Origin of the sequence: Nocardioides daphniae, from assembly GCF_004777465.1 — a bacterium.
Classification (GTDB): domain Bacteria; phylum Actinomycetota; class Actinomycetes; order Propionibacteriales; family Nocardioidaceae; genus Nocardioides; species Nocardioides daphniae.
The window spans coordinates 3,237,648-3,259,316 of sequence record NZ_CP038462.1 but is presented as its reverse complement, the minus strand read 5'-3'; the positions used below and the strand labels follow the sequence as shown (position 1 = coordinate 3,259,316).

At 71.5% G+C, this 21,669-nt stretch carries 18 protein-coding genes, 1 tRNA gene, 1 pseudogene and 1 riboswitch; of the genes and pseudogenes, 11 read left to right on the top strand and 9 right to left on the bottom strand.

The window, feature by feature from the left end; genetic code table 11:
• The first annotated feature begins 8 nt into the window (after positions 1-8).
• The 7 genes and pseudogenes from tmk (at position 9) to E2C04_RS15995 (ending at position 5,288) form a co-directional block, all read left to right on the top strand.
• Complete coding sequence (tmk, locus tag E2C04_RS16025; protein WP_229721418.1) at positions 9-665, top strand: dTMP kinase; 657 nt, start codon at positions 9-11, stop codon at positions 663-665.
• Positions 662-1,843 (top strand): annotated as a pseudogene (locus E2C04_RS16020) (DNA polymerase III subunit delta'). Before tmk ends, E2C04_RS16020 begins: the two are co-directional and overlap by 4 nt.
• 607 nt (positions 1,844-2,450) lie before the next feature.
• Positions 2,451-3,395, top strand: a complete 945-nt coding sequence (locus E2C04_RS16015; protein WP_135833360.1) for an alpha/beta hydrolase — start codon at positions 2,451-2,453, stop codon at positions 3,393-3,395.
• A 97-nt stretch (positions 3,396-3,492) separates the two neighbouring features.
• Positions 3,493-3,867: a DUF4259 domain-containing protein gene (locus E2C04_RS16010; RefSeq protein WP_135833359.1), complete on the top strand. Its 375-nt coding sequence runs from the start codon at positions 3,493-3,495 to the stop codon at positions 3,865-3,867.
• A 115-nt stretch (positions 3,868-3,982) separates the two neighbouring features.
• A tRNA-Thr gene (locus tag E2C04_RS16005) sits at positions 3,983-4,055 on the top strand.
• Positions 4,056-4,154: 99 nt separating this feature from the next.
• Positions 4,155-4,535, top strand: a complete 381-nt coding sequence (locus E2C04_RS16000) for an MmcQ/YjbR family DNA-binding protein (protein WP_135833358.1) — start codon at positions 4,155-4,157, stop codon at positions 4,533-4,535.
• A 99-nt stretch (positions 4,536-4,634) separates the two neighbouring features.
• Positions 4,635-5,288, top strand: a complete 654-nt coding sequence (locus E2C04_RS15995; protein ID WP_135833357.1) for a TetR/AcrR family transcriptional regulator — start codon at positions 4,635-4,637, stop codon at positions 5,286-5,288.
• 83 nt (positions 5,289-5,371) lie between these two features.
• Here E2C04_RS15995 and E2C04_RS15990 read toward each other — a convergent pair whose 3' ends face one another.
• The gene (locus E2C04_RS15990; RefSeq protein ID WP_135833356.1) at positions 5,372-6,223 is read right to left on the bottom strand and encodes a hypothetical protein; all 852 of its coding nucleotides are present in this window, start codon (positions 6,221-6,223) and stop codon (positions 5,372-5,374) included.
• A gap of 340 nt (positions 6,224-6,563) precedes the next feature.
• On the opposite strand from E2C04_RS15990, the gene E2C04_RS15985 reads away from it, so the two are divergent.
• Together E2C04_RS15985 and E2C04_RS15980 are read left to right on the top strand one after the other, a co-directional pair.
• Positions 6,564-9,941: a pyruvate carboxylase gene (locus E2C04_RS15985; protein ID WP_135833355.1), complete on the top strand. Its 3,378-nt coding sequence runs from the start codon at positions 6,564-6,566 to the stop codon at positions 9,939-9,941.
• A 247-nt stretch (positions 9,942-10,188) separates the two neighbouring features.
• A complete protein-coding gene (locus E2C04_RS15980; RefSeq protein ID WP_188421068.1) occupies positions 10,189-10,644 on the top strand; it encodes a hypothetical protein in 456 nt (151 codons plus the stop codon).
• A gap of 15 nt (positions 10,645-10,659) precedes the next feature.
• On the opposite strand, the gene E2C04_RS15975 is transcribed toward E2C04_RS15980, so the two are convergent.
• The gene (locus E2C04_RS15975; protein ID WP_135833354.1) at positions 10,660-10,974 is read right to left on the bottom strand and encodes a DMT family transporter; all 315 of its coding nucleotides are present in this window, start codon (positions 10,972-10,974) and stop codon (positions 10,660-10,662) included.
• A 12-nt stretch (positions 10,975-10,986) separates the two neighbouring features.
• Positions 10,987-11,051, bottom strand: a riboswitch (guanidine-III (ykkC-III) riboswitch).
• Positions 11,033-11,641, bottom strand: a complete 609-nt coding sequence (locus tag E2C04_RS15970) for a phytoene desaturase family protein (protein ID WP_135833353.1) — start codon at positions 11,639-11,641, stop codon at positions 11,033-11,035. Its footprint overlaps the riboswitch before it by 19 nt.
• Positions 11,642-11,706: 65 nt before the next feature.
• Between E2C04_RS15970 and E2C04_RS15965 the strand changes: the two genes are divergently transcribed.
• Both E2C04_RS15965 and E2C04_RS15960 read left to right on the top strand, forming a co-directional pair.
• Positions 11,707-12,507 (top strand): HAD family hydrolase, encoded by an 801-nt coding sequence (locus E2C04_RS15965; protein ID WP_135833352.1) that lies wholly within the window; start codon positions 11,707-11,709, stop codon positions 12,505-12,507.
• On the top strand, positions 12,497-15,040 hold the full coding sequence (locus tag E2C04_RS15960; RefSeq protein WP_135833351.1) for a glycoside hydrolase family 65 protein: 2,544 nt from the start codon (positions 12,497-12,499) through the stop codon (positions 15,038-15,040). The genes E2C04_RS15965 and E2C04_RS15960 overlap by 11 nt, the downstream gene beginning before the upstream one ends.
• A 43-nt stretch (positions 15,041-15,083) precedes the next feature.
• Here E2C04_RS15960 and E2C04_RS15955 read toward each other — a convergent pair whose 3' ends face one another.
• The 6 genes from E2C04_RS15955 to E2C04_RS15930 all read right to left on the bottom strand — a co-directional run bounded on the left by E2C04_RS15955 (position 15,084) and on the right by E2C04_RS15930 (position 21,631).
• Positions 15,084-15,719 carry a hypothetical protein gene (locus tag E2C04_RS15955; RefSeq protein ID WP_135833350.1) on the bottom strand — a complete coding sequence of 212 codons (636 nt, stop codon included), beginning with the start codon at positions 15,717-15,719 and terminating at the stop codon, positions 15,084-15,086.
• Complete coding sequence (locus E2C04_RS15950; protein ID WP_135833349.1) at positions 15,716-17,056, bottom strand: hypothetical protein; 1,341 nt, start codon at positions 17,054-17,056, stop codon at positions 15,716-15,718. The genes E2C04_RS15955 and E2C04_RS15950 overlap by 4 nt, the downstream gene beginning before the upstream one ends.
• Before the next feature lie 104 nt (positions 17,057-17,160).
• Entirely contained in the window at positions 17,161-17,736 is a 576-nt protein-coding gene (locus E2C04_RS15945) for an ATP-binding cassette domain-containing protein (RefSeq protein WP_158630726.1), read from the bottom strand.
• Between the two features lie 871 nt (positions 17,737-18,607).
• Positions 18,608-19,075: a hypothetical protein gene (locus E2C04_RS15940; protein ID WP_135833347.1), complete on the bottom strand. Its 468-nt coding sequence runs from the start codon at positions 19,073-19,075 to the stop codon at positions 18,608-18,610.
• Between the two features lie 112 nt (positions 19,076-19,187).
• Positions 19,188-20,666 carry a cardiolipin synthase gene (cls, locus tag E2C04_RS15935; RefSeq protein ID WP_229721419.1) on the bottom strand — a complete coding sequence of 493 codons (1,479 nt, stop codon included), beginning with the start codon at positions 20,664-20,666 and terminating at the stop codon, positions 19,188-19,190.
• A gap of 26 nt (positions 20,667-20,692) precedes the next feature.
• Positions 20,693-21,631 (bottom strand): LysR family transcriptional regulator, encoded by a 939-nt coding sequence (locus E2C04_RS15930; protein ID WP_135833346.1) that lies wholly within the window; start codon positions 21,629-21,631, stop codon positions 20,693-20,695.
• Between the last annotated feature and the right edge of the window lie 38 nt (positions 21,632-21,669).

The following is a 21,669-nucleotide window of genomic DNA, read 5'->3' as shown; positions in this document are numbered from 1 at the left end:
TGTGGCACGTGACTTCACCTGCCGTCTACGCCGACTCCGGTCTCTTCGTCTGCTTCGAGGGCGGCGACGGCGGCGGCAAGTCCACGCAGTCGCAGCTGCTGCTCGACTGGGTGACCTCGCTCGGCCACACCGCGCTGCTCACCCGCCAGCCGGGCGGCACGGCCGTGGGGCAGGAGTTCCGCCGCATCGTCCTCTCGCCCGAGACCGGCAACCTGTCGCCGCGCACCGAGGCCTTGGCGTACGCGGCCGACAAGGCCGAGCACGTCGACGCCGTCGTGCGTCCCGCGCTGGAGCGGGGCGAGGTGGTGATCACCGACCGCTACGTCGACTCCGCGCTCGCCTACCAGGGCGCCGGCCGGGCCCTCGACGTCGACGAGGTGGAGGAGGTCATGCGCTGGGCGACCGGAGGCCTGCGCCCCCACCTGACCGTCGTGCTCGACCTGCCGCCCGAGGCCGGCCTGGGCCGCTTCGAGGGCCGCGACCGGATCGAGGGGGAGTCGCTCGACTTCCACGAGCGGGTGCGCGCCAAGTTCCTGGCGCTCGCCGCGGCCGACCCCGACCACTACCTGGTGCTCTCGGCGCGCGACTCGATCGAGTCGATCCACGCCGACATCCGTGAGCGGGTCGCCCCGCTGCTGCCCGCCGTGCCGGAGGTGGCCCGATGACGGGCGCCGCGACCGGCCAGGCGCCGCAGCGCACGGCCCCGATCTGGGACACCCTCGTCGGCCAGCGCCACGTCATCTCCACCCTCGACCGCGCCGCCCGCGGCGGGCATGACCCACGCCTGGCTCTTCACCGGCCCGCCCGGGTCGGGCCGCTCCAACGCCGCGCTCGCCTTCGCCGCCGCGCTGCAGTGCGAGCGGGGCGGCTGCCACGACTGCCACTCCTGCCGCACGGTCATGGGCGGTACGCACGCCGACGTCACCGCGGTGCGCACCGACGCCCTGGTCATCGCGGTCAAGGACGTGCGCGAGCTGGTGCGCAAGGCGGCCCTGTCGCCCAACGGCGAGCGCTGGCAGGTGATCCTCATCGAGGACGCCGACCGCCTCAACGACCACGGCTTCAACGCGCTGCTCAAGGCGATCGAGGAGCCCAACGCCCGCACGGTCTGGCTGCTCTGCGCCCCGACCGCCGAGGACGTGCTGGTCACGATCCGCTCACGCTGCCGCCTGGTCACGCTGACCACCCCGACCGCCGCCCAGGTGAGCGACTTCCTGGTGCGCACCGACGGCGTCCCGCCGACGATCGCCGCGCACGCGGCCCGCGCCAGCCAAGGCCACATCGGCCGGGCGCGGGCGCTGGCCCGCGACGAGGGCACGCGCAACCGCCGGGCCGAGGTGGTCCGCTGGCCCGCCAAGCTGACCTCGCTCGGCTCCTGCATGAACGCGGCCGGCAACCTGGTCGAGGTGGCCAAGCAGGAGACCGACGCCCAGTCCGCGGAGGTCGAGGCGCGTGAGAAGGCCGAGCTGGACCGCTCGTACGGGGTCGAGGGTCGCGGCAAGCGGCCGCGGGAGTACGCCCCCGCCTCAAGGAGCTGGAGGCCGGGCAGAAGCGTCGCGCCAAGCGCCGCCTGCTCGACGTCATCGACCGGGCCCTGATGGACCTGGTCTCGGTCTACCGCGACGCCATCGCCTTCGGCGTCGGCGCCCGGTCCGAGCTGGTCAACGAGGAGATCCGCGCCGACATCGCCCAGCTCGCGCGGCGCTCCTCGCCGGAGGAGCACCTGCGTCGGATCGAGGCGATCTTCATCGCGCGCGAGCAGATGCTGGAGTTCAACGTGCAGCCGGCGACGGCGCTGGAGTCGATGATGGTCGCGCTGCGACTCGAGGGAGACCGACGATGAAGCGGGTGGTGGCGCTCGTCGCCGTGGTGGCGCTCCTGCTGGGCTCGGCCGTCGGCGTGGGCTTCTTCGTGAAGACCCTGTGGGACTCCAGCCCCCTGGGAGGTTCCGGCGCGCCCGAGCGCCTGGAAGGCGACGACGATGAGGGCGACGCGACCACCGCCCCCGACGCGGCGCTCGCGCCCTACTACGACCAGGTGATCGCCTGGCAGGACTGCGGCGGCGGGTTCGACTGCGGGTGGCTGAAGGTCCCGCTCGACTACGCCGACCCCGAGGGCGAGCGGATCGACCTGCGCCTGCTCAAGCGCGACGCCGCCACCGACGAGCGGGTCGGTGCCCTCGTGGTCAACCCGGGCGGCCCCGGTGCCCCCGGCACGGAGTACGCCGCCGCGGCGCAGAGCGTCTTCCGCCAACCGCTCCTCGACCACTTCGACGTCGTCGGCTTCGACCCGCGCGGCACCGGTGCCAGCAAGCCGGTCGACTGCTTCACCGACGCCGAGCTCGACGCCTACGTCGCGGCCGATCCGGCTCCCGACACCCCGGCCGAGGTCGCCGAGGTGGTGGCCTCCAACAAGGCCTTCTTCGAGGGTGCCGCCGGAAGTCCGGTGCGATGGTCGACCACGTCAGCACCGTCGAGGTCGCCCGCGACATGGACGTGCTGCGTGCGGCGCTCGGCGAGGACCGGATGGACTACTTCGGCGCCTCCTACGGCACGGCCCTGGGTGCGACGTACGCCGAGCTCTTCCCCGAGCGCGTCGGCTACTTCGTGCTCGACGGGGCGGTCGACGTCTCGGCGGGCACGCTCGAGAAGAACCTGGTGCAGGCGGGCGGCTTCGAGACCGCGCTGCGGGCGTACGTCCGCAGCTGCGTCGACGGCGGCGACTGCCGGCTCGGCGACAGCGTCGACGAGGGCGTGGCGACCATCGCCGACCTGGTCGAGCAGGTCTCCCGCACGCCGCTGCCCGGCAGCGGGGACCGTCAGCTCACCGCCGGGCTCGCGTTCTACGGCATCGTGATGCCGCTCTACAACCGCTCCTACTGGCAGCTGCTCGACCTGGCGCTGGCCAAGGCGCTGGCCGGCGACGGCTCGGGGCTGCTCGAGTCCGCCGACCTGTACGCCTCGCGCGACGCCGGCGGCTACCGGGACAACAGCCTCGAGGCGATCGTCGCGATCAACTGCCTCGACGACCCGTCCTTCGTGCCGGCCGACGAGGTGCCGACCCACTTCGACGAGTTCGAGAAGGCGTCGCCGACCTTCGGCAAGGTCTTCGCCTGGGGCCTCATGGGCTGCGCCGGCTTCGAGGGCGGCCCGTCGGAGAAGGTCGAGATCGACGGCTCCGGCGCCGCCCCGATCCTGGTCACCGGCACCACCCGTGACCCGGCCACGCCGATGGTGTGGGCGGAGGCGCTGGCCGAGCAGCTCGAGTCGGGCGTGCTGGTGCGTCGTGACGGCGACGGCCACACTGCGTACAACTCCGGCAACCAGTGCGTGGACGAGGCCATCGAGGCCTACCTGCTCGACGGCACGGTGCCCGAGGACGGGCTCTCCTGCTGAAAACGCCCACCCTCGCCGGTGCGCTCGGCCATGCTGGTGCCGCGCCCACCTCGGGGGTCCGTGACGGGCGCACCACACCCGTGACAGGAGGAGAGAGATGGGCGCCTGGGGCACCGACCCATTCGACAACGACGACGCCGCCGACTGGAGCTACGAGCTCGAGGGAGCCGGCCCCGAGGTCGTCGCCGTCGGCCTGTCCGGCGACGAGGGCGACGCCGCGATCGTCGCCGCTGCCGCGGTCGTGGCCAGCGCCTGCGGCGTCCCGGTGACGCTGAGCCCGGAGGCCGAGCAGTGGCTCGTCGACCAGGACGAGGACGACCTGCGCGCCCTCGCGCCTGCCGCGGTCGCCGCGCTCGAAGGCGTGCTGCAGGAGTCCGAGCTGCGCGACCTGTGGGACGAGTCGGGTGACGACACCTGGCTCCGCGAGACCACCGCGCTGCGGGACGGACTCGGCTCGGTGGGCGTGGCCTGAGCGACCCGTTGCCGGGGGCGGACGCCGATTCCGCACCCGGCGAGGGTGTCCGTATACTCCTGCGAGGTTGCTCGTCCGTCCCGCGGATCCGTCCGGGGGAAACTGCGAACGCCACGCCGCCTTAGCTCAGTCGGTAGAGCGAGTCACTCGTAATGACTAGGTCGTCGGTTCGATTCCGACAGGCGGCTCCGACACGAAAGCCCCTCTCCGCGAGAGGGGCTTTCGTCGTTCGTGGACCGGGCGCGCTCGGGCTGCACCGTTGTCGGCCCCTGTGCCACGCTGACCGCATGGCTCGCAAGGTGCAACGACCCGAGGTCCCGACGGCGTACGTCGCCCGCGTCGGCGCGGTGCTGAACGCACTGCCCGACGTGGTCGAGGAGCCCGCCTGGGTGGGCGTGCGGTGGCGGGTGCACGGCAACACCGTGGCGCACCTCTTCGGCGGCGAGGACCAGCTCTTCCGGATCACCTTCCGCGGCGAGCCCGACGAGGTCTCGGCCTTCCAGCACCTCGGTGAGCCCTACTTCCGCAGCCAGTGGGGCGACAACGTGATCGGCCTCCTCGTCGACGACGGCACCGACTGGGAGGAGCTCGCCGAGCTGCTCACCGACTCCTACTGCCTGCGGGCTCCGGCAGGCCTGGTGGCGCTCGTGGAGCGGCCCGCGAGGTGAGGGCGCCCCTCCGCGTGGGGGCGTCGAGTTACAGGTTCCAGCCGCGGCGCTCGCGATGTGTAAGGTTTCTGGCAGACCTGCACCCGGCGAGGATGGACCATGGCTGAAGGGCTTCGCGCGCGCAAGAAGCGTGCGACTGAGAACGCGATCGAGCGGACGGCCGTCCGTCTCGCTCTCGAGAAGGGGCACGCCCACGTGACCGTGCCCGAGATCTGCGACGGCGCGGACATCTCCAGAAGCACCTTCTTCAACTACATGCCCAACCGCGAGGCCGCCATCTTCGGTCGTCCGCTGAAGATGATCCCCTTCGAGGACGCCTGGGCCCTCATGGAGGAGCACGCCAGCACCTCCCTGCTGCGGGCGATCTACCGCGTGGCGCTCCGCTCCGTCGGCCAGTCGACGGTCAACGTCGAGGTGGCCGCCGGCCGTTCACGCCTCCAGATGGAGCAGCCCGACTGCGCAGCCATGCTGCTCGCGCCCTACGTCGCCCTCTCCACCGACCTCACCGGCCTGGTCTACGTCTGGCTCGACGCCGACCACTCCCGCCGCCGGCTCACCGACGTGCCCCTGCTCAACGAGGCGATCGTGGTCATCTCGGTCATCGGCAGCGCGCTGCAGTCGGCGATCGCGATCCTCCAGGGCGGTGGCGACTCCGACATCGGCGAGCAGGCCTTCATCGAGGCCGTCGGCCAGATCGAGGAGATGGCGGGCCACCTCCACGGCGAGGCCGTCGCCGGGTCGACCGAGGGCTGACCCCCTCCCCGCGGCGCGTGGCTCCTGCGAGCCACGACGGCCCCGAGTGACCTCCCACCGACCACCCGGGTGCCGCCGCGACCTCACGACGCCTGCGAGCGCCGGAACCAGCGGCCCTCCCGCGGCTTGCGTGGCCGGTCCGCGCCGACCGACCCGGCGAAGCGGGCTCCCGTCAGCGGGGTCGGGTCCGGCTCCCACGCCCAGTCGTCGTCGAGCTCCTCGGCCTCGTCGAGCACCTGCTCGGCCGGGCGGTAGGGCGCAGCCAGAGGCGTGACGCGGTCCATGTCGATCGGCGCCAGGGTGGCGCGCACCCGCAGCAGGTCGCCGATCAGCGCCACCGTGTCGACGCTGGTCAGGCAGAGCACCACGCACCCCTTCGGCATCGGCGAGACCACGACCGTGCGGTGCTCGAAGCCGAGCCACACGCAGGTCTCGCGGTAGCGCTCGTCGAGCCCCGCCAGCACCCCGAGACCTCGTACGCCCACCTCCGGCATCTGCGCGAGCTGCGGGTCGCCGACGCTCGCCAAGACGCTGCGGTCGCGGCGTACGAGCACCCCCCACTCCAGCCCCGGCACCTCGTGGGCCAGCGCCAGGCAGGCCAGCGCGGCCTCGTCACCGGACGTGCCCGGCGCGACCAGCGGGAAGGCAGGCGGGTGCAACGGCCCCGTCAGCGGCGGGAAGACGTGGCCCCGCAGCACGCACTCGCCCCCGAGGTCCCAGCTGATCTGGGCCGAGACGGCACTGGTGCCGGTCGTGGAGACGGAGGTGAGCCGTCCGAGCGCCAGCGTCTCGCCGAGGCCGGCTGCGAGCCGCGCCACGTAGCGCAGCTGCGCCGCGAGCAGGCCGTGCGTCGGGTCGCCGGCGACGTTGCCGTCGAGGCCGAGGGAGAAGGCGTTGCCCAGCGACCTGACGGGGGCAGGGGTGGGGTCGGTCATGGATCCTCCAGGGTGGTCGGAGGCGAACAGGTCCGGAGCCCGCCGAGAGAGGCCAGGTCCTGGGCCCAGCGTGGGGGAGCGACCCGCGCGGCGTCGAGGGTTCTCACACGATGTTCACGCGCGGCCCCAGGCCGTAACAGCGCCGTCACACGCAGCCTTCTCGCAGCCGTCGCGCACAGCGGGTCGCGGGCGGGGTACCGGGGCTCCGGGCGCGCACAGGCGCGCCTGCGGGCCGCCGGGGGAGTCATCCAACGGAACGCGCCTTGCGCGTACCCTGCCCGCGCGGGACTGTGTGCGGGTGGCCGTACCGGCCCGGCCCACGACTGGAGGATGGTCACCGATGTTCAGCAAGGTCCTGGTCGCCAACCGTGGTGAGATCGCGATCCGTGCGTTCCGCGCCGCGTACGAGGTGGGTGCCCGCACCGTCGCCGTCTTCCCGCACGAGGACCGCGGCTCCGAGCACCGGCTGCGTGCCGACGAGGCCTACGAGATCGGCGAGCCGGGCCACCCGGTGCGCGCCTACCTCGACGCCGAGGCGATCGTGCAGGTCGCGGTGCAGGCCGGCGCCGACGCCGTCTACCCGGGCTACGGCTTCCTGTCGGAGAACCCCGACCTGGCCGAGGCCTGCGCGGCCGCCGGGATCACCTTCGTCGGCCCCGACGCCGACGTGCTCACCCTGACCGGCAACAAGGCCCGCGCCATCGCCGCGGCCAAGGCGGCCGGCGTGCCGACGCTCGAGTCGGTCGACCCCTCCACCGACGTCGACGCCCTCCTCGAGGCCGCGCAGAGCATCGAGATGCCGCTCTTCGTCAAGGCCGTCGCCGGTGGCGGTGGCCGCGGCATGCGCCGGGTCGACGACCGTGCCGACCTGCGCGAAGCGATCGAGGTCTGCATGCGCGAGGGCGAGGCCGCCTTCGGCGACCCGACCGTCTTCATCGAGCAGGCCGTCGTCGACCCCCGTCACATCGAGGTGCAGATCCTCGCCGACGGCGAGGGCAACGTGATCCACCTCTTCGAGCGTGACTGCTCGGTGCAGCGCCGCCACCAGAAGGTCGTCGAGATCGCGCCCGCGCCCAACCTCGACCCCGAGCTGCGGGAGCGGATGTGCGCCGACGCCGTGCGCTTCGCCCGCGCCATCGGCTACAAGAACGCCGGCACCGTGGAGTTCCTGCTCGACCCGGCCGGTCGCTACGTCTTCATCGAGATGAACCCGCGCATCCAGGTCGAGCACACGGTGACCGAGGAGGTCACCGACGTCGACCTCGTACGCGCGCAGCTGCGGATCGCCGCCGGCGCCACCCTGGCCGACCTGGGCCTGTCGCAGGAGAGTGTCCGGCTGCGTGGCGCGGCGCTGCAGTGCCGCATCACCACCGAGGACCCCTCCAACGGCTTCCGCCCCGACACCGGCAAGATCACCACCTACCGCTCGCCCGGCGGCCCGGGCGTGCGCGTCGACGGCGGCACCACCTACACGGGTGCCGAGGTGAGCGCCCACTTCGACTCCCTGCTGGCCAAGCTCACCTGCCGCGGCGCCGACTTCGACGCGGCCGTCGAGAAGGCCCGTCGCGCGGTGGCGGAGTTCCGGATCCGTGGCGTCGCCTCCAACATCCCCTTCCTCCAGGCCGTCCTGGAGGACCCCGACTTCGCTGCCGGCCGGCTCACCACCGCCTTCATCGAGACCCACCCGCACCTGCTGCAGGCCCGCCGCACCGGCGACCGCGGCTCGAAGATGCTGGCCCACCTGGCCGACGTCACCGTCAACCAGCCGCACGGACCGGCGCCGGTGACCATCTCGCCGGTCACCAAGCTGCCCGTCCTCGAGCCCGGCGAGGTGCCCGACGGCTCCCGCCAGGAGCTGCTCCGCCTCGGTCCCGAGGGCTTCGCGGCCGCCCTGCGCGCCGCCACCCGGGTCGGCGTCACCGACACCACCTTCCGCGACGCGCACCAGTCGCTGCTCGCCACCCGCGTGCGGACGAAGGACCTGCTCGACGTCGCCGGGCACGTCGCCCGCACCACCCCGCAGCTGTGGTCGCTGGAGTGCTGGGGCGGGGCGACGTACGACGTGGCCCTGCGCTTCCTGGCCGAGGACCCGTGGGAGCGGCTCGCCGCGCTGCGCGAGGCGGTGCCCAACGTCAACCTGCAGATGCTGCTGCGCGGGCGCAACACCGTCGGCTACACGCCCTACCCGCGCGAGGTCACCGACGCGTTCGTGGCCGAGGCGGCCGCCACCGGCATCGACGTCTTCCGGATCTTCGACGCCCTCAACGACGTCGAGCAGAGGCGTCCGGCGATCGAGGCGGTGCGCGCCACCGGTACGACCGTGGCCGAGGTCGCGCTCTGCTACACCGGCGACCTGTCGGCGCGCGGCGAGAAGCTCTACACGCTCGACTACTACCTGCGCCTGGCCGAGCAGATCGTGGAGGCGGGCGCCCACGTGCTTGCCGTCAAGGACATGGCCGGCCTGCTCCGCGCCCCGGCGGCCCGCACCCTGGTGACCGCGCTGCGCGAGCGCTTCGACCTGCCGGTGCACCTGCACACCCACGACACCACCGGCGGCCAGCTCGCCACGCTGCTCGCCGCGATCGACGCCGGTGTCGACGCCGTCGACGCGGCCTGCTCGGCGATGGCCGGCACCACCTCGCAGCCGCCCCTGTCGGCACTGGTCGCGGCCACCGACCACTCCGAGCGCGAGACCGGCCTCGACCTGGCCGCGGTCAACGCCCTGGAGCCCTACTGGGAGGCCACCCGACGGGTCTACGCCCCGTTCGAGTCGGGCCTGCCGTCGCCGACCGGGCGCGTCTACCGCCACGAGATCCCCGGCGGTCAGCTCTCCAACCTGCGCCAGCAGGCGATCGCGCTGGGCCTGGGCGAGAAGTTCGAGGCGGTCGAGGAGATGTACGCCGCGGCCAACGACATCCTCGGCAACGTGCCGAAGGTGACCCCGTCGTCGAAGGTGATCGGTGACCTGGCGCTGCACCTCGTCGCGGTCGGTGCCGACTGGCACGACTTCGAGGAGAACCCGGGCAACTACGACATCCCGGACTCGGTGATCGGCTTCCTGCACGGTGAGCTCGGCGACCCGCCCGGCGGCTGGCCGGAGCCCTTCCGCACCAAGGCGCTGGCCGGGCGCACCTGGAAGCAGCCGGCCGAGACGCTCACCCACGAGCAGTCCGTGGGCCTGGTCAACCAGCGTCGCGAGACGCTCAACCAGCTGCTCTTCCCCGGCCCGACCCGCGACTTCCACGAGTCGCGCGAGCAGTTCGGCGACCTCTCGGTCGTGCCCACGCTGGAGTACCTCTACGGCCTGCGCCGCGGCGAGGAGCACGTCGTCGAGATCGCCCCGGGTCGACGGCTCATCTTCGGCCTCGAGGCGATCGGCGAGCCCGACGAGCGCGGCATCCGCACGGTGATGGCGACCATCAACGGCCAGCTGCGTCCGGTGCCGGTGCGCGACCGTTCGGTCGAGGCCGAGGTCGCTGCCGCCGAGAAGGCCGACGCCAACCAGCCCGGCCACGTGGCGGCCCCCTTCGACGGCACGGTCACCGTGGGCGTCGCCGAGGGCGACACCGTGGAGGCGGGCGCGACCGTGGCCACGATCGAGGCGATGAAGATGGAGGCCTCCATCACGACCCCGGTCGCCGGCGTCGTCGAGCGGATCGCGATCTCCGGCACCCGTGCGGTGCAGGGCGGCGACCTGGTGCTGGTCGTCCGCGGCTGAGCCTGACCCAGAGCCTGACCCCGGGCGCAGCGGCTGTCCCCCCGTGACGGCCGCTGCGCCGCTGGTGCCCTTGGTGGCATGGCCGTGCCCGTCCGGGCCGCCCCCCGAGCGGTGGAAAGACGATAACTCTGGACTGCGTTTAAGTTAGCGGAATGGTGCCACGTGTGGTGCGGCTCACGGCGGCCGACCGCTCAGCGGTGGCACCGGCAGGGACGGCGCTCGACCACGGATGCGCGAGACTGTCCCCATGCGATTCACCGAGCACGAGCTGACCCAGGCGATCCACGGCGTGGCGAAGTCGGTGCTCGCCGCCCGCAAGGACGTCCGCAGGAAGAAGGTCGACGTCGAGCAGCTGTGGAGCACGATGGACAAGTTCGAGCGCTACCAGCTGATCGAAGGCCTTGGCAGCCAGCTCATCCCGGTGCTCATCGCCCTGCCCGACATCGAGGTCGAGGCCGGCACTCGCGCCACCTTCACCCCGGCCCAGGTGACCGAGGCCGTGGAGTCCGTCGTCGGCGAGGCCGGCGGCAAGCTGCGCCGCAAGGCGACCGTCGCCGTGCAGGTCGCCCTGACCACCGAGGCCCTGTCGCACCTGCCGGTGCGCCGCGACCCCGACGGTCTGCTCTCCGCCTCGTCGGAGGAGGGTGACGACCTCGACATCGTCGTGCCCGACTCGCTCGAGGGGCTCGACGGCTTGAGCTGATCGGGTGCGGCCCCGTCAGTGGGCCAGCTTGAGCCCGATCACGCAGCCGATCAGGCCGGCGATCAGCAGCAGCTTCACCACGCTGAACGGCTCCTCGCCGGTCGCCATCGACCAGGCGACGGTGAGGGAGGCGCCGATGCCGACCCACACCGCGTACGCAGTGCCGACGGGCAGCGTGCGCATCGCCCAGGCCAGCCCCACCATGCTCAGGGTGACGGCGACGCCGAAGACGGCCGTCGGGACGGGGCGGGTGAACCCCTCCGACCTGCCCAGGGCGACCGCCCAGACGGCCTCGAGCCCACCCGACAGCACCAGCACCAACCACGCCATGACGCACCTCCCGGTGGCCGTCTTGTCGCTTTCCGGGTACGGCTCCCTCGTCCGGGGGTCAGTGGTCCTGACGTCCGTCGGCAAGGGTAGCAACGCGGGCCCTCCCGCCCCCGCCCTCACGCGCGTACGTCCGCCCCGCCGCCACCTCCGCCAGCAGGTCGCGACCCAGCACCGCGCCCGCGGTCGCCGCACCTCCGTGGAGCGTGTTGAGGACGCCCGGCAGGTGGCGGGTGCCGGCGCCGGTCAGGAAGAGGCCCGGGAGCGGTGAGGTGACGTCGGGCCTGCGGCTCCCGACCTGGTCCACGGTCAGCGCCAGGCCCAGCGCGGAGCCGCCGGAGGCCGACGTGCGTCGCATCTGCTGCTTCGCGGCCAGGTAGTCGGGGTTCGTCGAGTAGCGCTCGCCGGCGACCGGACCACCGGCCCGCAGCCCCCAGGTGTGGTGCTCGCGCGGCGCCACGGCGACCAGCTCCAGGACGGCGTGCCCGGCCTGGGCGCCGTCCGGGTCGACGGCGCTCCGTGCCGTCATCATCACCGGCACCCGGGCGGGCAGCCGGCCGGCCGCCACGTCGGCGTGGTGCGGCTCTCGGCTGCTCCTCCTGGTCGGTCGCGCGCCACGACGGTCGGGGACGACCGCAGGCAAAGGGGCGAAGTGACCGGTGTGCGGCACGTTTCACATCCTTTCGCCTGCCTGACGACGCTGACGCATGAGGGTACGGGGCCTACGCTCGTCCAATGAGCGATTCACGCCCCACCGTGAGCCCTGCTGCTCCGCCCATCGACTGGACCGCGCACGCGGCCGTGCTCTTCGACCTCGACGGCGTCGTCACCCCCACCGCCGAGGTGCACATGCGCGCGTGGGCGGACATGTTCAACCACTTCCTCGCCCTGCCCGACGCCCCCGGCGGCGGCGACCGCTCGCCCTACGAGGCCGGCGACTACTTCGCCCACGTCGACGGCAAGCCGCGCTACGACGGCGTCCGCGACTTCCTCGCCTCGCGCGGCATCGAGCTGCCCGAGGGTGAGATCACCGACTCCGGCGACACGCTGACGGTCCACGGCCTCGGCAACCGCAAGGACGTCGCCTTCAACGAGGTGCTCGAGCGCGACGGCGTCGACGCCTACCCGGGCTCCGTCGCCCTGCTCGACCACCTGCGCGACCTCGGTACGCCGCTGGCCGTCGTCTCCTCCTCGCGCAACGCCCCGGCCGTCCTGGCCGCGGCCGGGCTCTCCGACCGGTTCGTCACCGTCGTCTCCGGCGCGGTCGCCGAGGAGCTGGGCCTGCCCGGCAAGCCCGCTCCCGACACGTTCGTGCACGCCGCCGAGGTGCTGGGCGCCCCGGTCGAGCGCTGCGTCGTCCTGGAGGACGCCGTCTCCGGCGTCCGGGCCGGAGCTGCCGGCCACTTCGCCCTCGTCGTGGGCGTCGACCGCGGCGTCGGTGCCGACGCCCTGACCGAGGCGGGCGCCGACGTCGTCGTCGCCGACCTCGCCGAGCTCGTCCCCGGCGACCGCGAGGAGGCCCGCGATGGCGCGTGACAAGGTGCACCACCCCCTCGACCGCGACCGCTACCCGGTCGACGAGTGGCGGCTGCGGGAGCTGTCGTACGAGCCGCAGGGCGTCGGAGCCGGGGAGACCCTCTTCTCCGTCGCCAACGGCTACCTCGGCCTGCGCGGCAACCCCGAGGAGGGCCGCGAGGCCGTCGCCCACGGGACCTTCATCAACGGCTTCCACGAGACCTGGGAGATCCGGCACGCCGAGGCCGCCTTCGGCTTCGCGCGCACCGGCCAGACGATCGTCAACGTCCCCGACGCCAAGGTCATCAAGCTGTACGTCGATGACGAGCCGCTGGTGCTCGGCGTCTCCGAGCTGGAGTCCTACGAGCGCGTGCTCGACATGCGCGAGGGCGTGCTGCGCCGCAAGCTGGTCTGGCGCACGCCGTCGGGCAAGCGGGTGCGGGTCGAGTCGACGCGCATGGTCTCCATGGAGCAGCGTCACCTCGCGGTGATGACCTTCGAGGTCACGATGCTGACTGGCTCCGCGCCCGTCGTGCTCTCCTCGCAGCTGATCAACCGCCAGGACGGCCTCGACGACTTCCGTGCCGCCGAGTCGTCGGCCGATGGCATGAGCGACCCCCGCAAGGCGGGCGCCTTCGAGGGGCGCGTGCTGATGCCCCGCGTGCACGGCCACGAGGACGGTCGGCTGGTCCTCGGCTACCAGTGCCAGCGCTCCAAGATGACGATGGCAGCCGCGGTCGAGCACCGCTTCACCGGCGTCGACGACGTCGAGGTGGTGCTGCGCGCCGGCGAGGACCAGGCCAAGGCCGTCCACCGCTTCGACCTGGCCGAGGGCGAGTGCGCCCGGCTCGAGAAGTACGTCGCCTACCACTCCTCCAAGGGCGTCCCGGTCAGCGAGCTCTCCGACCGCTGCGACCGGACGCTCGACCGTGCGCTGCGCTACGGCCTCGACCGTCTCGAGACCGAGCAGAAGGACTGGTTCGAGGAGTTCTGGCGCAGCTCCGACGTGGTCGTCGGGGCCGACGCCGAGGTGCAGCAGGCGATCCGCTTCAACCTCTTCTGCCTGGCCCAGGCCGCCGGGCGCACCGACGGCGGTGGCATCGCGGCCAAGGGCGTCACCGGCAGCGGCTACGAGGGCCACTACTTCTGGGACACCGAGATCTACGTCGTCCCCTTCCTCACCTACACGCAGCCGGGCATGGCCCGCAACGCGCTGCACTTCCGTCGTCGGATGCTGCCTGCGGCCCGCATCCGCGCCGGCGAGATGGCGCAGAGCGGAGCGCTCTTCCCGTGGCGCACGATCAACGGCGAGGAGGCCTCGGCCTACTACGCCGCCGGCTCGGCGCAGATGCACATCAACGGCGACGTGGTCTACGCGCTGATGAAGTACGTGACGGCCTCCGGCGACACCGAGTTCCTCGCCGAGGAGGGCGTCGACCTGCTGGTCGAGACCGCCCGCATGTGGCGCGACCTCGGCTTCTGGCGCAGCAACGGCAACCCGACCTTCCACATCCACGGCGTGACCGGGCCCGACGAGTACACGACGGTCGTCAACAACAACCTCTTCACCAACCTGATGGCGCGCTTCAACCTGCGCTCCGCCGCGCTGGTCGTCGAGCGGCTGCGCGAGAAGCACCCGGCCGCGCACCGCGCCATGGTGCACCGCCTGCACGTCCAGCCCGACGAGGTCGAGGAGTGGATGCAGTGCGCCGAGGGGATGCACGTCCCCTTCGACGAGGGCCTGGGCATCCACCCGCAGGACGACTTCTTCCTCGACCGCGAGGTGTGGGACCTCTCCCGCACGCCGAAGGACCTGCGCCCGCTGCTGCTGCACTACCACCCGCTGGTCATCTACCGCTTCCAGGTGCTCAAGCAGGCCGACGTGGTGCTCGCGCTCTTCCTGCACGGCGACCTCTTCACCCCCGAGGAGAAGAAGGCCGACTTCGAGTACTACGACCCGATCACCACCGGAGACTCGACGCTGTCGGCGGTCGTGCAGTCGATCGTGGCGGCCGAGGTCGGCTACCACGAGGTGGCCATGGACTACTTCTGGCACGCGCTGCACACCGACCTGGGCGACCTGCACCACAACACCGTCGACGGCATCCACGTCGCGTCGGCCGGCGGTGTGTGGAGCGCGCTGGTCTTCGGCTTCGCCGGCCTGCGCGACCACGAGGGCAAGCTCTCCTTCGACCCGCGTCTGCCGGTCGACTGGGACCGGATGCAGTTCCGCCTGGCCTGGCACGGCTCGCGCCTGGGGGTGGACCTGTCGCAGGACACCCTGAAGCTCTCGATCGTCGAGGGCGACGGACCGGTCGACGTCACCGTGCGCGGCAAGAAGCTCACCGTGACGGTCGGCGAGCCGGTCGAGGTCCCGCTGGACCACCAGGGCGAGCGGATCAACGGGCTGCTGGACAAGATCCCGCACACCGGTGGCGTCCGCTCCGACGGCACGCGCATCACCTCCGGCGTGCCCGACCCGGTCATCACGCCCGAGCACAACGACCCGTACGCCGCGTGGACGCGCAACGAGGGCCTGATCGACGAGGTCTGACGCTGGCGGAGCCCGGGGGCGGTGCCCCGTCCCCGGGCACTCGTCAGCCGACGAGATCGATCTGCTCGGCGGTCGTCCCGAGACGCGCGGCCTGCTGCCTGGCGCCCATTGCCCCGAAGCGGATGAAGAGGGCGATGGCCACGATCCCGACCAGTGCTGCGACGGCGAGCACTCCGGCCGCCCGGTCGACGCGGTAGGCCCAGTTGGCACTCCACGGGACCAAGCCCGGGACGCTCATCAGAAGGACCACTGTTGCCCCCGCGACCCACCCTCGGGCGACGCCGAGCAGGGCCACGCCGACCACGTTGAGCGTGGCGACGAGCAGGGCGTCCGACGTCAGGATGCCGACCGGTAGCCCGAACGAGGCCGCCACGAGCGCCGCGAGCGCACCGGAGACGAGTACGTAGCCGAGGCTCCACGCACCGCGGCTGACGCCCAGGCTGCGGCTTGACGTGGCCACGAGGGCGGGCGGTCCTTCGACGAGCACGGCGCTCATCATGGCCAACGGCAGGACCAGCCCCACAACGGTCCCGCTGCTCACGAAGGTCCGCGGATCCTCGAAGGGGAACATCAGAGGGAGAGCGGCCCAGTTGAAGAGGGCGAGGGCCAACCACGACGCCGCCATGGCGCCGATCCACCAGCCGTTGTCCAGGCGTCGTACGGCCAGGAACGTCCTCACTCGGACGCTTCTCCGAAGGCGGACCATGAGAGGGTGCCCGACCGGATCGCCCGAGCATGCTCGGTGAAGAAGGCACTTCGCTCCTGCTCGGAGAGGGCGGTGAACCACTCCATCTCGCGAGCATGGTCGTCGGTGGGTGGTTCGAGGTCTTCGACACCGAGGGTCCCGTGGAGGTCGTCTCCCTCGGTCGGGAGGTCCAGCTCGGCAACGGCCCAACGGAACAGCGCCTCGTTGGCGCTGGTTGCCCCCTCCGGGGGGCCGCCCGGGATGGTCCAGGCAGCGAAGAGGCGCGAGACCAAGGCCAGTCGCACCTGACCGTGGTTCACCTGGGTGGCCATGCCCACCTGGACGGCCTCAGGAACCCACGTGGTGTCGAATCCGTCGGCCGCGGCACGTGCGGAGACTTGCTGCCAGCTCTCCTGCGGCATCGCGTTCCACTCGACGTACTCCTCTACCCAGCTCGCGGAGTCAGGAGCCAATCCCGGGAGGGCGCGGATGACGTCGTCGACGTCCTGGGCGAGGGGCCGTGCGAGATGGCTCGAGGCGAGGGGCAGGCAGACCATGGCCCTGGCCTCGTGCACACACGTCGGAGCTGCCGCTTCGGGGACGTGAACGCGGTCCGCAGGTCCGACCAGGATCAGGAACGACGCGGCGATGCCTGCGCTCCATGTACAGGCGAAGGCCAAGGTGCGGTTGGCAGCCAGGAGCGCCACGACGCCCACCGTCACCAGCACCCACGCCCCGGCCTGGATGAGCTGGACATGTGGAACGTCGCGGGAGAAGGGGGTGAACCGGTCGTCCAAGGGAGTTGTCGCGGGGAGCAGGTCGCTGGCCAGGTAGAGACAGGTCCCGATTGCCACGTACGGCACGATCACGGCAACGGGCACGACGATGATCGCCGGCCACCGACGTCCAAGGGCGTAGCCGCCCGCGGCGAAGGCCAGGCAGATCGCCGTCCGGGCGGCCAGCCCCGGGAGGTCTGGTCCCCCCGTGGCTGCGACGCGAGCCGTGGTCAGCCAGGCCAGGAGGCTCACCAGGACGACGGCTGCCACCACGTAGACGGCGAGCTCGGCGAAGAGACGCAGCTCCACCCACGTCCGCGAGCGGGACGTCTGACGCGCCATGGTGAGGACGCCGGCGCGTCGAAGCGTGGATCCCACCCATGCACCGCCGCCGGCGACGGCGGACAGGCCGAAGAGCAGAGCCATGTTGAGTGTGGTGGCCGTGTAGGCCCACAGTCCGACCCAGCCGTCGAGGTCGCCGAGCAGATAGACGGCGCAGGCAGCGACGGTCGGGACGAGGATCCGCAGGCCCAGGCCGGGAGAGATCAGGAACATCTACGCCGCGCCTTCGTCCGCGAGGTGTGCCAGGAATGCCTGCCTGATCCGACCCTCCCGGTCAGACGCTTCGGGCGTCGTCGCGAGGAACGAGTCGAGTGCGCCTACGAAGCGCATCCTGCCGGCGTCCAGCACGAGCACCCGTTGTGCCAGCTCGCCCACGTCCTCCAGCAGGTGGTGGAGAGCAGGGTGACCGTGTCGTCGTCGAGCGCGCCGCGCAAGGTCGCGTAGAACTGGATTCGCTGTTCAGGATCCAGGCCGACGGTCGGTTCGTCGAGCACGAGGAGCTGAGGGCGGTGCACGATCGCCTGGGCAATTCCCAGCCGTCGGACCATCCCGCCCGAGAGCGTCCCGATCCGGGAGTGCCGGCGCGGCCCCAGACCCGTGCGCTCCAAGGCGTCGGCAACCGCCCCTTGCCGTTCCCTGCGAGCAAGCCCCTTCAACCAGGCTGCGTAGTGCAGGTAGTCGCCAGCCCGCATGTGCGCTGCCACAGGTGGAGTCTGGGGCAACCACCCGACACGGGACCGGTGGGAGCGCAGGTCCGTGACCGGTCCCTCGGAGGTCAGGAGGAGCCCCCGGGTGGGCTGCTCGGCGCTGGCCAGCACCCGGCACAGCGTCGACTTGCCGGCACCGTTGCGCCCCAGCAGGACGTTGACTCCCGGTTGCAAGGTGCAACTCACCCCGTCGAGAGCGGCGTGGTCGCCGTAACGGACCGTCACCTCGTCAACGCCGAAGGCTCTGTGGCCAGCCGTCGTGCTCGTCGATCCGTCAGGCACTGTCGCATCCTCCTGCGTGGTCGGTCCCGGGACAACGTACCGAGGGATGCTCGCCGCAGCATGTCGATGAGCATCCCTCTTCATTTTGGGCGATTGCCTTCGTGTGCAACGTAAAACAACGTAGGGGCTTGGCTATCCCCCGAGGGAAATCATGAGAAGCCGTTCTTGGACCAGGCGCCGCAGGGGTCTGGGAGATTGTTCAAGTTCCGGCAGTGCTGATACTTGAATCCTTGAATTCCGTTCTCGGGCCAGAGGAAGTTGCATCGCCGGTTGCTGTGGTTCCTGTAGGTCGAACTCGTCGTGTCCGGTGCTACCTTCTGGTGGCATTTGTAGTCACCCGAAAGTGGGACGCCGATGCCGCCAGAAATGTACACAATCTTGCCCGTCGACGATCTCACGCGACTGTCGTTCCAAGCACTGCCTTCGATCCACGACTGAAGCCACGCGTTGCCGTCTCCGTTGTTCGAACTCACAGCAACCGCAGTGGCGGAGGCTGGCGCGCAGCTCAGCGCGGCCACCACTGCAATGGTCTTTGCCCATCTTTTCAGCATTCTCCGACTCCCTATCTCTCTCCAGAGGCTGCAAAGTAGCAGGTCTTGTCGGAGGCAGCGGGTTGCGACCAGAACCAACTAGGGGTCAAGGATATTTTCCGGACCTTCGGTCCACGGGATTCCTTGATCATTCAAGGATGTTCTTCTATCGGTTCGTATGGTAGAGGCCTCGGGCATGTTGTGTGAGTGCATCGGGCAAGCATCTTCGGCCTTGTGGTGAGGGTTCACGGCGGCCTTCTTGCTCGCCCGTGCGGGAGTGTCCCGGCGATGCGACCACGGCCTGCGGTTCCCAGCCTCGGATGCCCGGCGGTCACCGTGTCGCCGTGACGCAGCACCTCACCGACATCCACCTCAAGGTCCTCACCTAACTCGCCCTGCTCGAGGAGACCGACCTGACGGAGCTCTCGTACGTCAGCGAGCTCCCGGACTCCGACTGCGAGGCCGAGCTGATGGACATGGCTGCGGTGGGCACGGCGAAGTGGGGCAACGGCCCCGACGCCTGGGTGGTCACCGACGCGGGCCGTGCCGAGCACGCCCGCGGGGTGGCGGCCGAGCTGGAGCAGGTCGGTGCCCGTGAGCTGGTCGCCCAGACCCACGACGTGGTCACGCACTGGGGCGACGACCACGCGGCCGTCGCCGAGGCGGTCGGTCGCCTGGCGGCCCAGATGCGTCGCTTCGCCGGCTACTCCCACGGCCTCGAGGCCGCAGCTGCGGGTCAGGGGCCGGAGGCCTGGGACCGGGTGGTCGCGCTGCTGAAGAAGGACCTGGCGACCACCCTCGGGCTGGCCTGCGACCCCGAGCCCCTCACTGCAGCGCGCTGGTCAACCGCATCACGTTGTCGACGTACCGCGCGCCCACGCTGCGCCGCTCCCACTCCCCGAGGGTCAGCTCCTTCGAGACGGCCCGGTAGGCGTCCTCGACCTCGCGCAGTGCGGTCACCACGTGGGCGTCGACCATCATCAGCGACAGCTCGTAGTTGAGCGAGAACGAGCGCTGGTCCATGTTGCTCGACCCCACCACCGCGACCTCGTCGTCGACGCTGAAGTGCTTGGAGTGCAGCACGTACGGCGCTGGGTAGCGGTGGATCCGGACGCCCGCCTCGAGCAGCGCCCGGTAGTACGACGCCTGGGCGTGGCCGACCATGAACTGGTCGGACTGCTCGGAGACGAAGAGCTCGACCGCGACGCCGCGCTGGGCGGCCGTGGTCACGGCGTACAGCAGTGACTCGTCGGGCACGAAGTAGGGGCTGGTGATCGAGAGCCGGCGCTCGGCGGCGTAGAGGAGCGTGGTGAAGAGGCGCAGGCTGTTCTCGCTGGGGTAGCCCGGCCCGCTCGGCACCAGCTGGCACGGGACGTGGTGCAGCGACTCTGGTGCGCGCCCGGTCACCGGGTGGCCGACGACCTCCAGCTCCTCGTCGGCCTCGACCCACCAGTCGCCGACGAAGACCGCGTCGAGGGAGGCCACGACCGGGCCCTCGACGCGGACCATCAGCTCGACCCACTCGCGCCCGAGGCGATGGTTCCTCGGCTTGTTGTAGCCCGGCTCGGTGAGGTTGAGCGAGCCGGTGAAGCCGACCTCGCCGTCGACGACGAGGAGCTTGCGGTGGTTGCGCAGGTCGGGGCGGCGGAAGCGCCCCGACAGTGGCTTGATCGGGAGCATCGGGTGCCACTCGATCCGGCTCCGGCGCAGGAAGCGCAGCAGCCCCCGGTAGCCGGGGATGCCGCGGGTGCCGAGGTGGTCGTAGAGCAGCCGCACGGTGACCCCGCGCTCGGTCGCCTCGACCAGGGCGTCGAAGAACGGGCGGGTCACCTCGTCGAGCGCCATGATGTAGAACTCGACGTGCACCGTCTCGCGGGCCTCGCGCACCGCCTGCGTCATCGTCCCGATCGCGGCCGCGTAGTCGGGCAGCAGCATCACGTCGTTGTCGTCGTGCAGCGGCAGGGCGCCGAGCGTGCGGTTGAGGGTGACCGCGGAGCGTACGGCCGGGGAGAAGGCGGCGGCCGAGGCCGGCGGCGGCAGCTCACGCGTGTGCTCGTCGACCAGCGCGCGGATCTCCTCGAGCCGCTGGTGGCGACGTCGCCCCACCCGGTTGCTGCCGAAGAAGCCGAAGCCGATGAAGCCCAGCATCGGGTTGAGCAGCACCAGCAGCAACCACGCCATGCCGGTGGAGGGCTTGCGGTTGCCTGGGATGATGCCCAGCGCCGCGACCCGCATCGAGATCTCGATCCCGACCACCACCGCGCCGACGACGGCGGCGACGAGGGAGAGGTCGGAGAAGTCCACGCTCGCAGCATAGGGAGCGCTGCGCCTCACCGGCTCCCGACGGGCTCGTCGATCGGCTCGGCGACGGTCTGGATGCGTCGGGTGGCCAGCTCGATCATCAGCCGGGCGGCGGGCGAGAGGGTGGCGCCGGCGCGGTGCACGATCGCGAGCGTGTCCCACTGCCGCGGCGCCAGCGAGACGTACGCGGCGTCAGGTGCGAGACGGGGCAGGAGCGCTCGGGCGGCTCCCCGCGGCACCACCGTGTCGGCGTGGCCCATCCCGGCGAGCTCGACCGCGGTCTCGACGTCCTCGACCTCGATCCGGGTGCGCGGCGTGAGGCCGGCGGCGTGGATGAGCTGGCGCAGCACGATCCGCGTGGAGTCGGAGCGGCGCCACGTCGCCTCCGGCATCACCAGGTCGGCCGCCGCGAGCTGCTCGACGGTGACGGGTGCCGCGGTGCGGGCCGGGTCGGCGCTGACGTAGACCAGCTCGTCGCGGGCGACCGGGCGGACCTCGAGCCCCTCGCTGTCGAGCGCGGGCACGGCGACCATCGCCGCCTCGAGTCGGCCACGACGCAGCTCCTCGGTGACCTCGCTGGAGTTCTGCCCGACCAGCTCGACGCGCACGCCGGGGTGGCGGGTGACGACGTCGGAGACCAGCCCGGCGCCGGCGTAGAGCCGGGCGATGCCGAACATCCCGAACCGGATCGTGCCGGTCTCCAGGACGTGGCTGCTGCGGACGGCGCGCAGCGCCTCGTCGGCGGCGCCGAGCACCTTCTCGGCGTGCGGGCGCAGCAGGTGGCCGGTCTGCGTCGGCACCACGCCGCGTCCCACACGGGTGAAGAGCGCGCCGCCGACCGTCTTCTCCAGGGCGCGCACCTGCTCCGAGACCGAGGGCTGGGCATACCCCAGGTCCTCGGCAGCGGCGGTGAAGGAGCCGTGCTCGTAGGTCGCGAGGAAGCAGGTCAACTGGTGCAGCGAAAGCATAGGAACCACCTGTGGCAGCCGAAGAAAACCAAGGCTAC

Excerpts from the sequence above, each read along its gene's own strand:
- E2C04_RS15975 (WP_135833354.1), bottom strand. The coding sequence starts at position 10,974 with ATGGCGTGGTTGGTGCTGGTGCTGTCGGGTGGGCTCGAGGCCGTCTGG.
- E2C04_RS15990 (WP_135833356.1), bottom strand. The coding sequence starts at position 6,223 with ATGACCGACCCCACCCCTGCCCCCGTCAGGTCGCTGGGCAACGCCTTC.
- E2C04_RS15965 (WP_135833352.1), top strand. The coding sequence starts at position 11,707 with ATGAGCGATTCACGCCCCACCGTGAGCCCTGCTGCTCCGCCCATCGAC.
- E2C04_RS16000 (WP_135833358.1), top strand. The coding sequence starts at position 4,155 with ATGGCTCGCAAGGTGCAACGACCCGAGGTCCCGACGGCGTACGTCGCC.
- E2C04_RS16015 (WP_135833360.1), top strand. The coding sequence starts at position 2,451 with ATGGTCGACCACGTCAGCACCGTCGAGGTCGCCCGCGACATGGACGTG.
- E2C04_RS15960 (WP_135833351.1), top strand. The coding sequence starts at position 12,497 with ATGGCGCGTGACAAGGTGCACCACCCCCTCGACCGCGACCGCTACCCG.
- E2C04_RS15950 (WP_135833349.1), bottom strand. The coding sequence starts at position 17,056 with ATGTTCCTGATCTCTCCCGGCCTGGGCCTGCGGATCCTCGTCCCGACC.
- E2C04_RS15985 (WP_135833355.1), top strand. The coding sequence starts at position 6,564 with ATGTTCAGCAAGGTCCTGGTCGCCAACCGTGGTGAGATCGCGATCCGT.
- E2C04_RS16010 (WP_135833359.1), top strand. The coding sequence starts at position 3,493 with ATGGGCGCCTGGGGCACCGACCCATTCGACAACGACGACGCCGCCGAC.
- E2C04_RS15980 (WP_188421068.1), top strand. The coding sequence starts at position 10,189 with ATGCGATTCACCGAGCACGAGCTGACCCAGGCGATCCACGGCGTGGCG.
- E2C04_RS15995 (WP_135833357.1), top strand. The coding sequence starts at position 4,635 with ATGGCTGAAGGGCTTCGCGCGCGCAAGAAGCGTGCGACTGAGAACGCG.
- E2C04_RS15930 (WP_135833346.1), bottom strand. The coding sequence starts at position 21,631 with ATGCTTTCGCTGCACCAGTTGACCTGCTTCCTCGCGACCTACGAGCAC.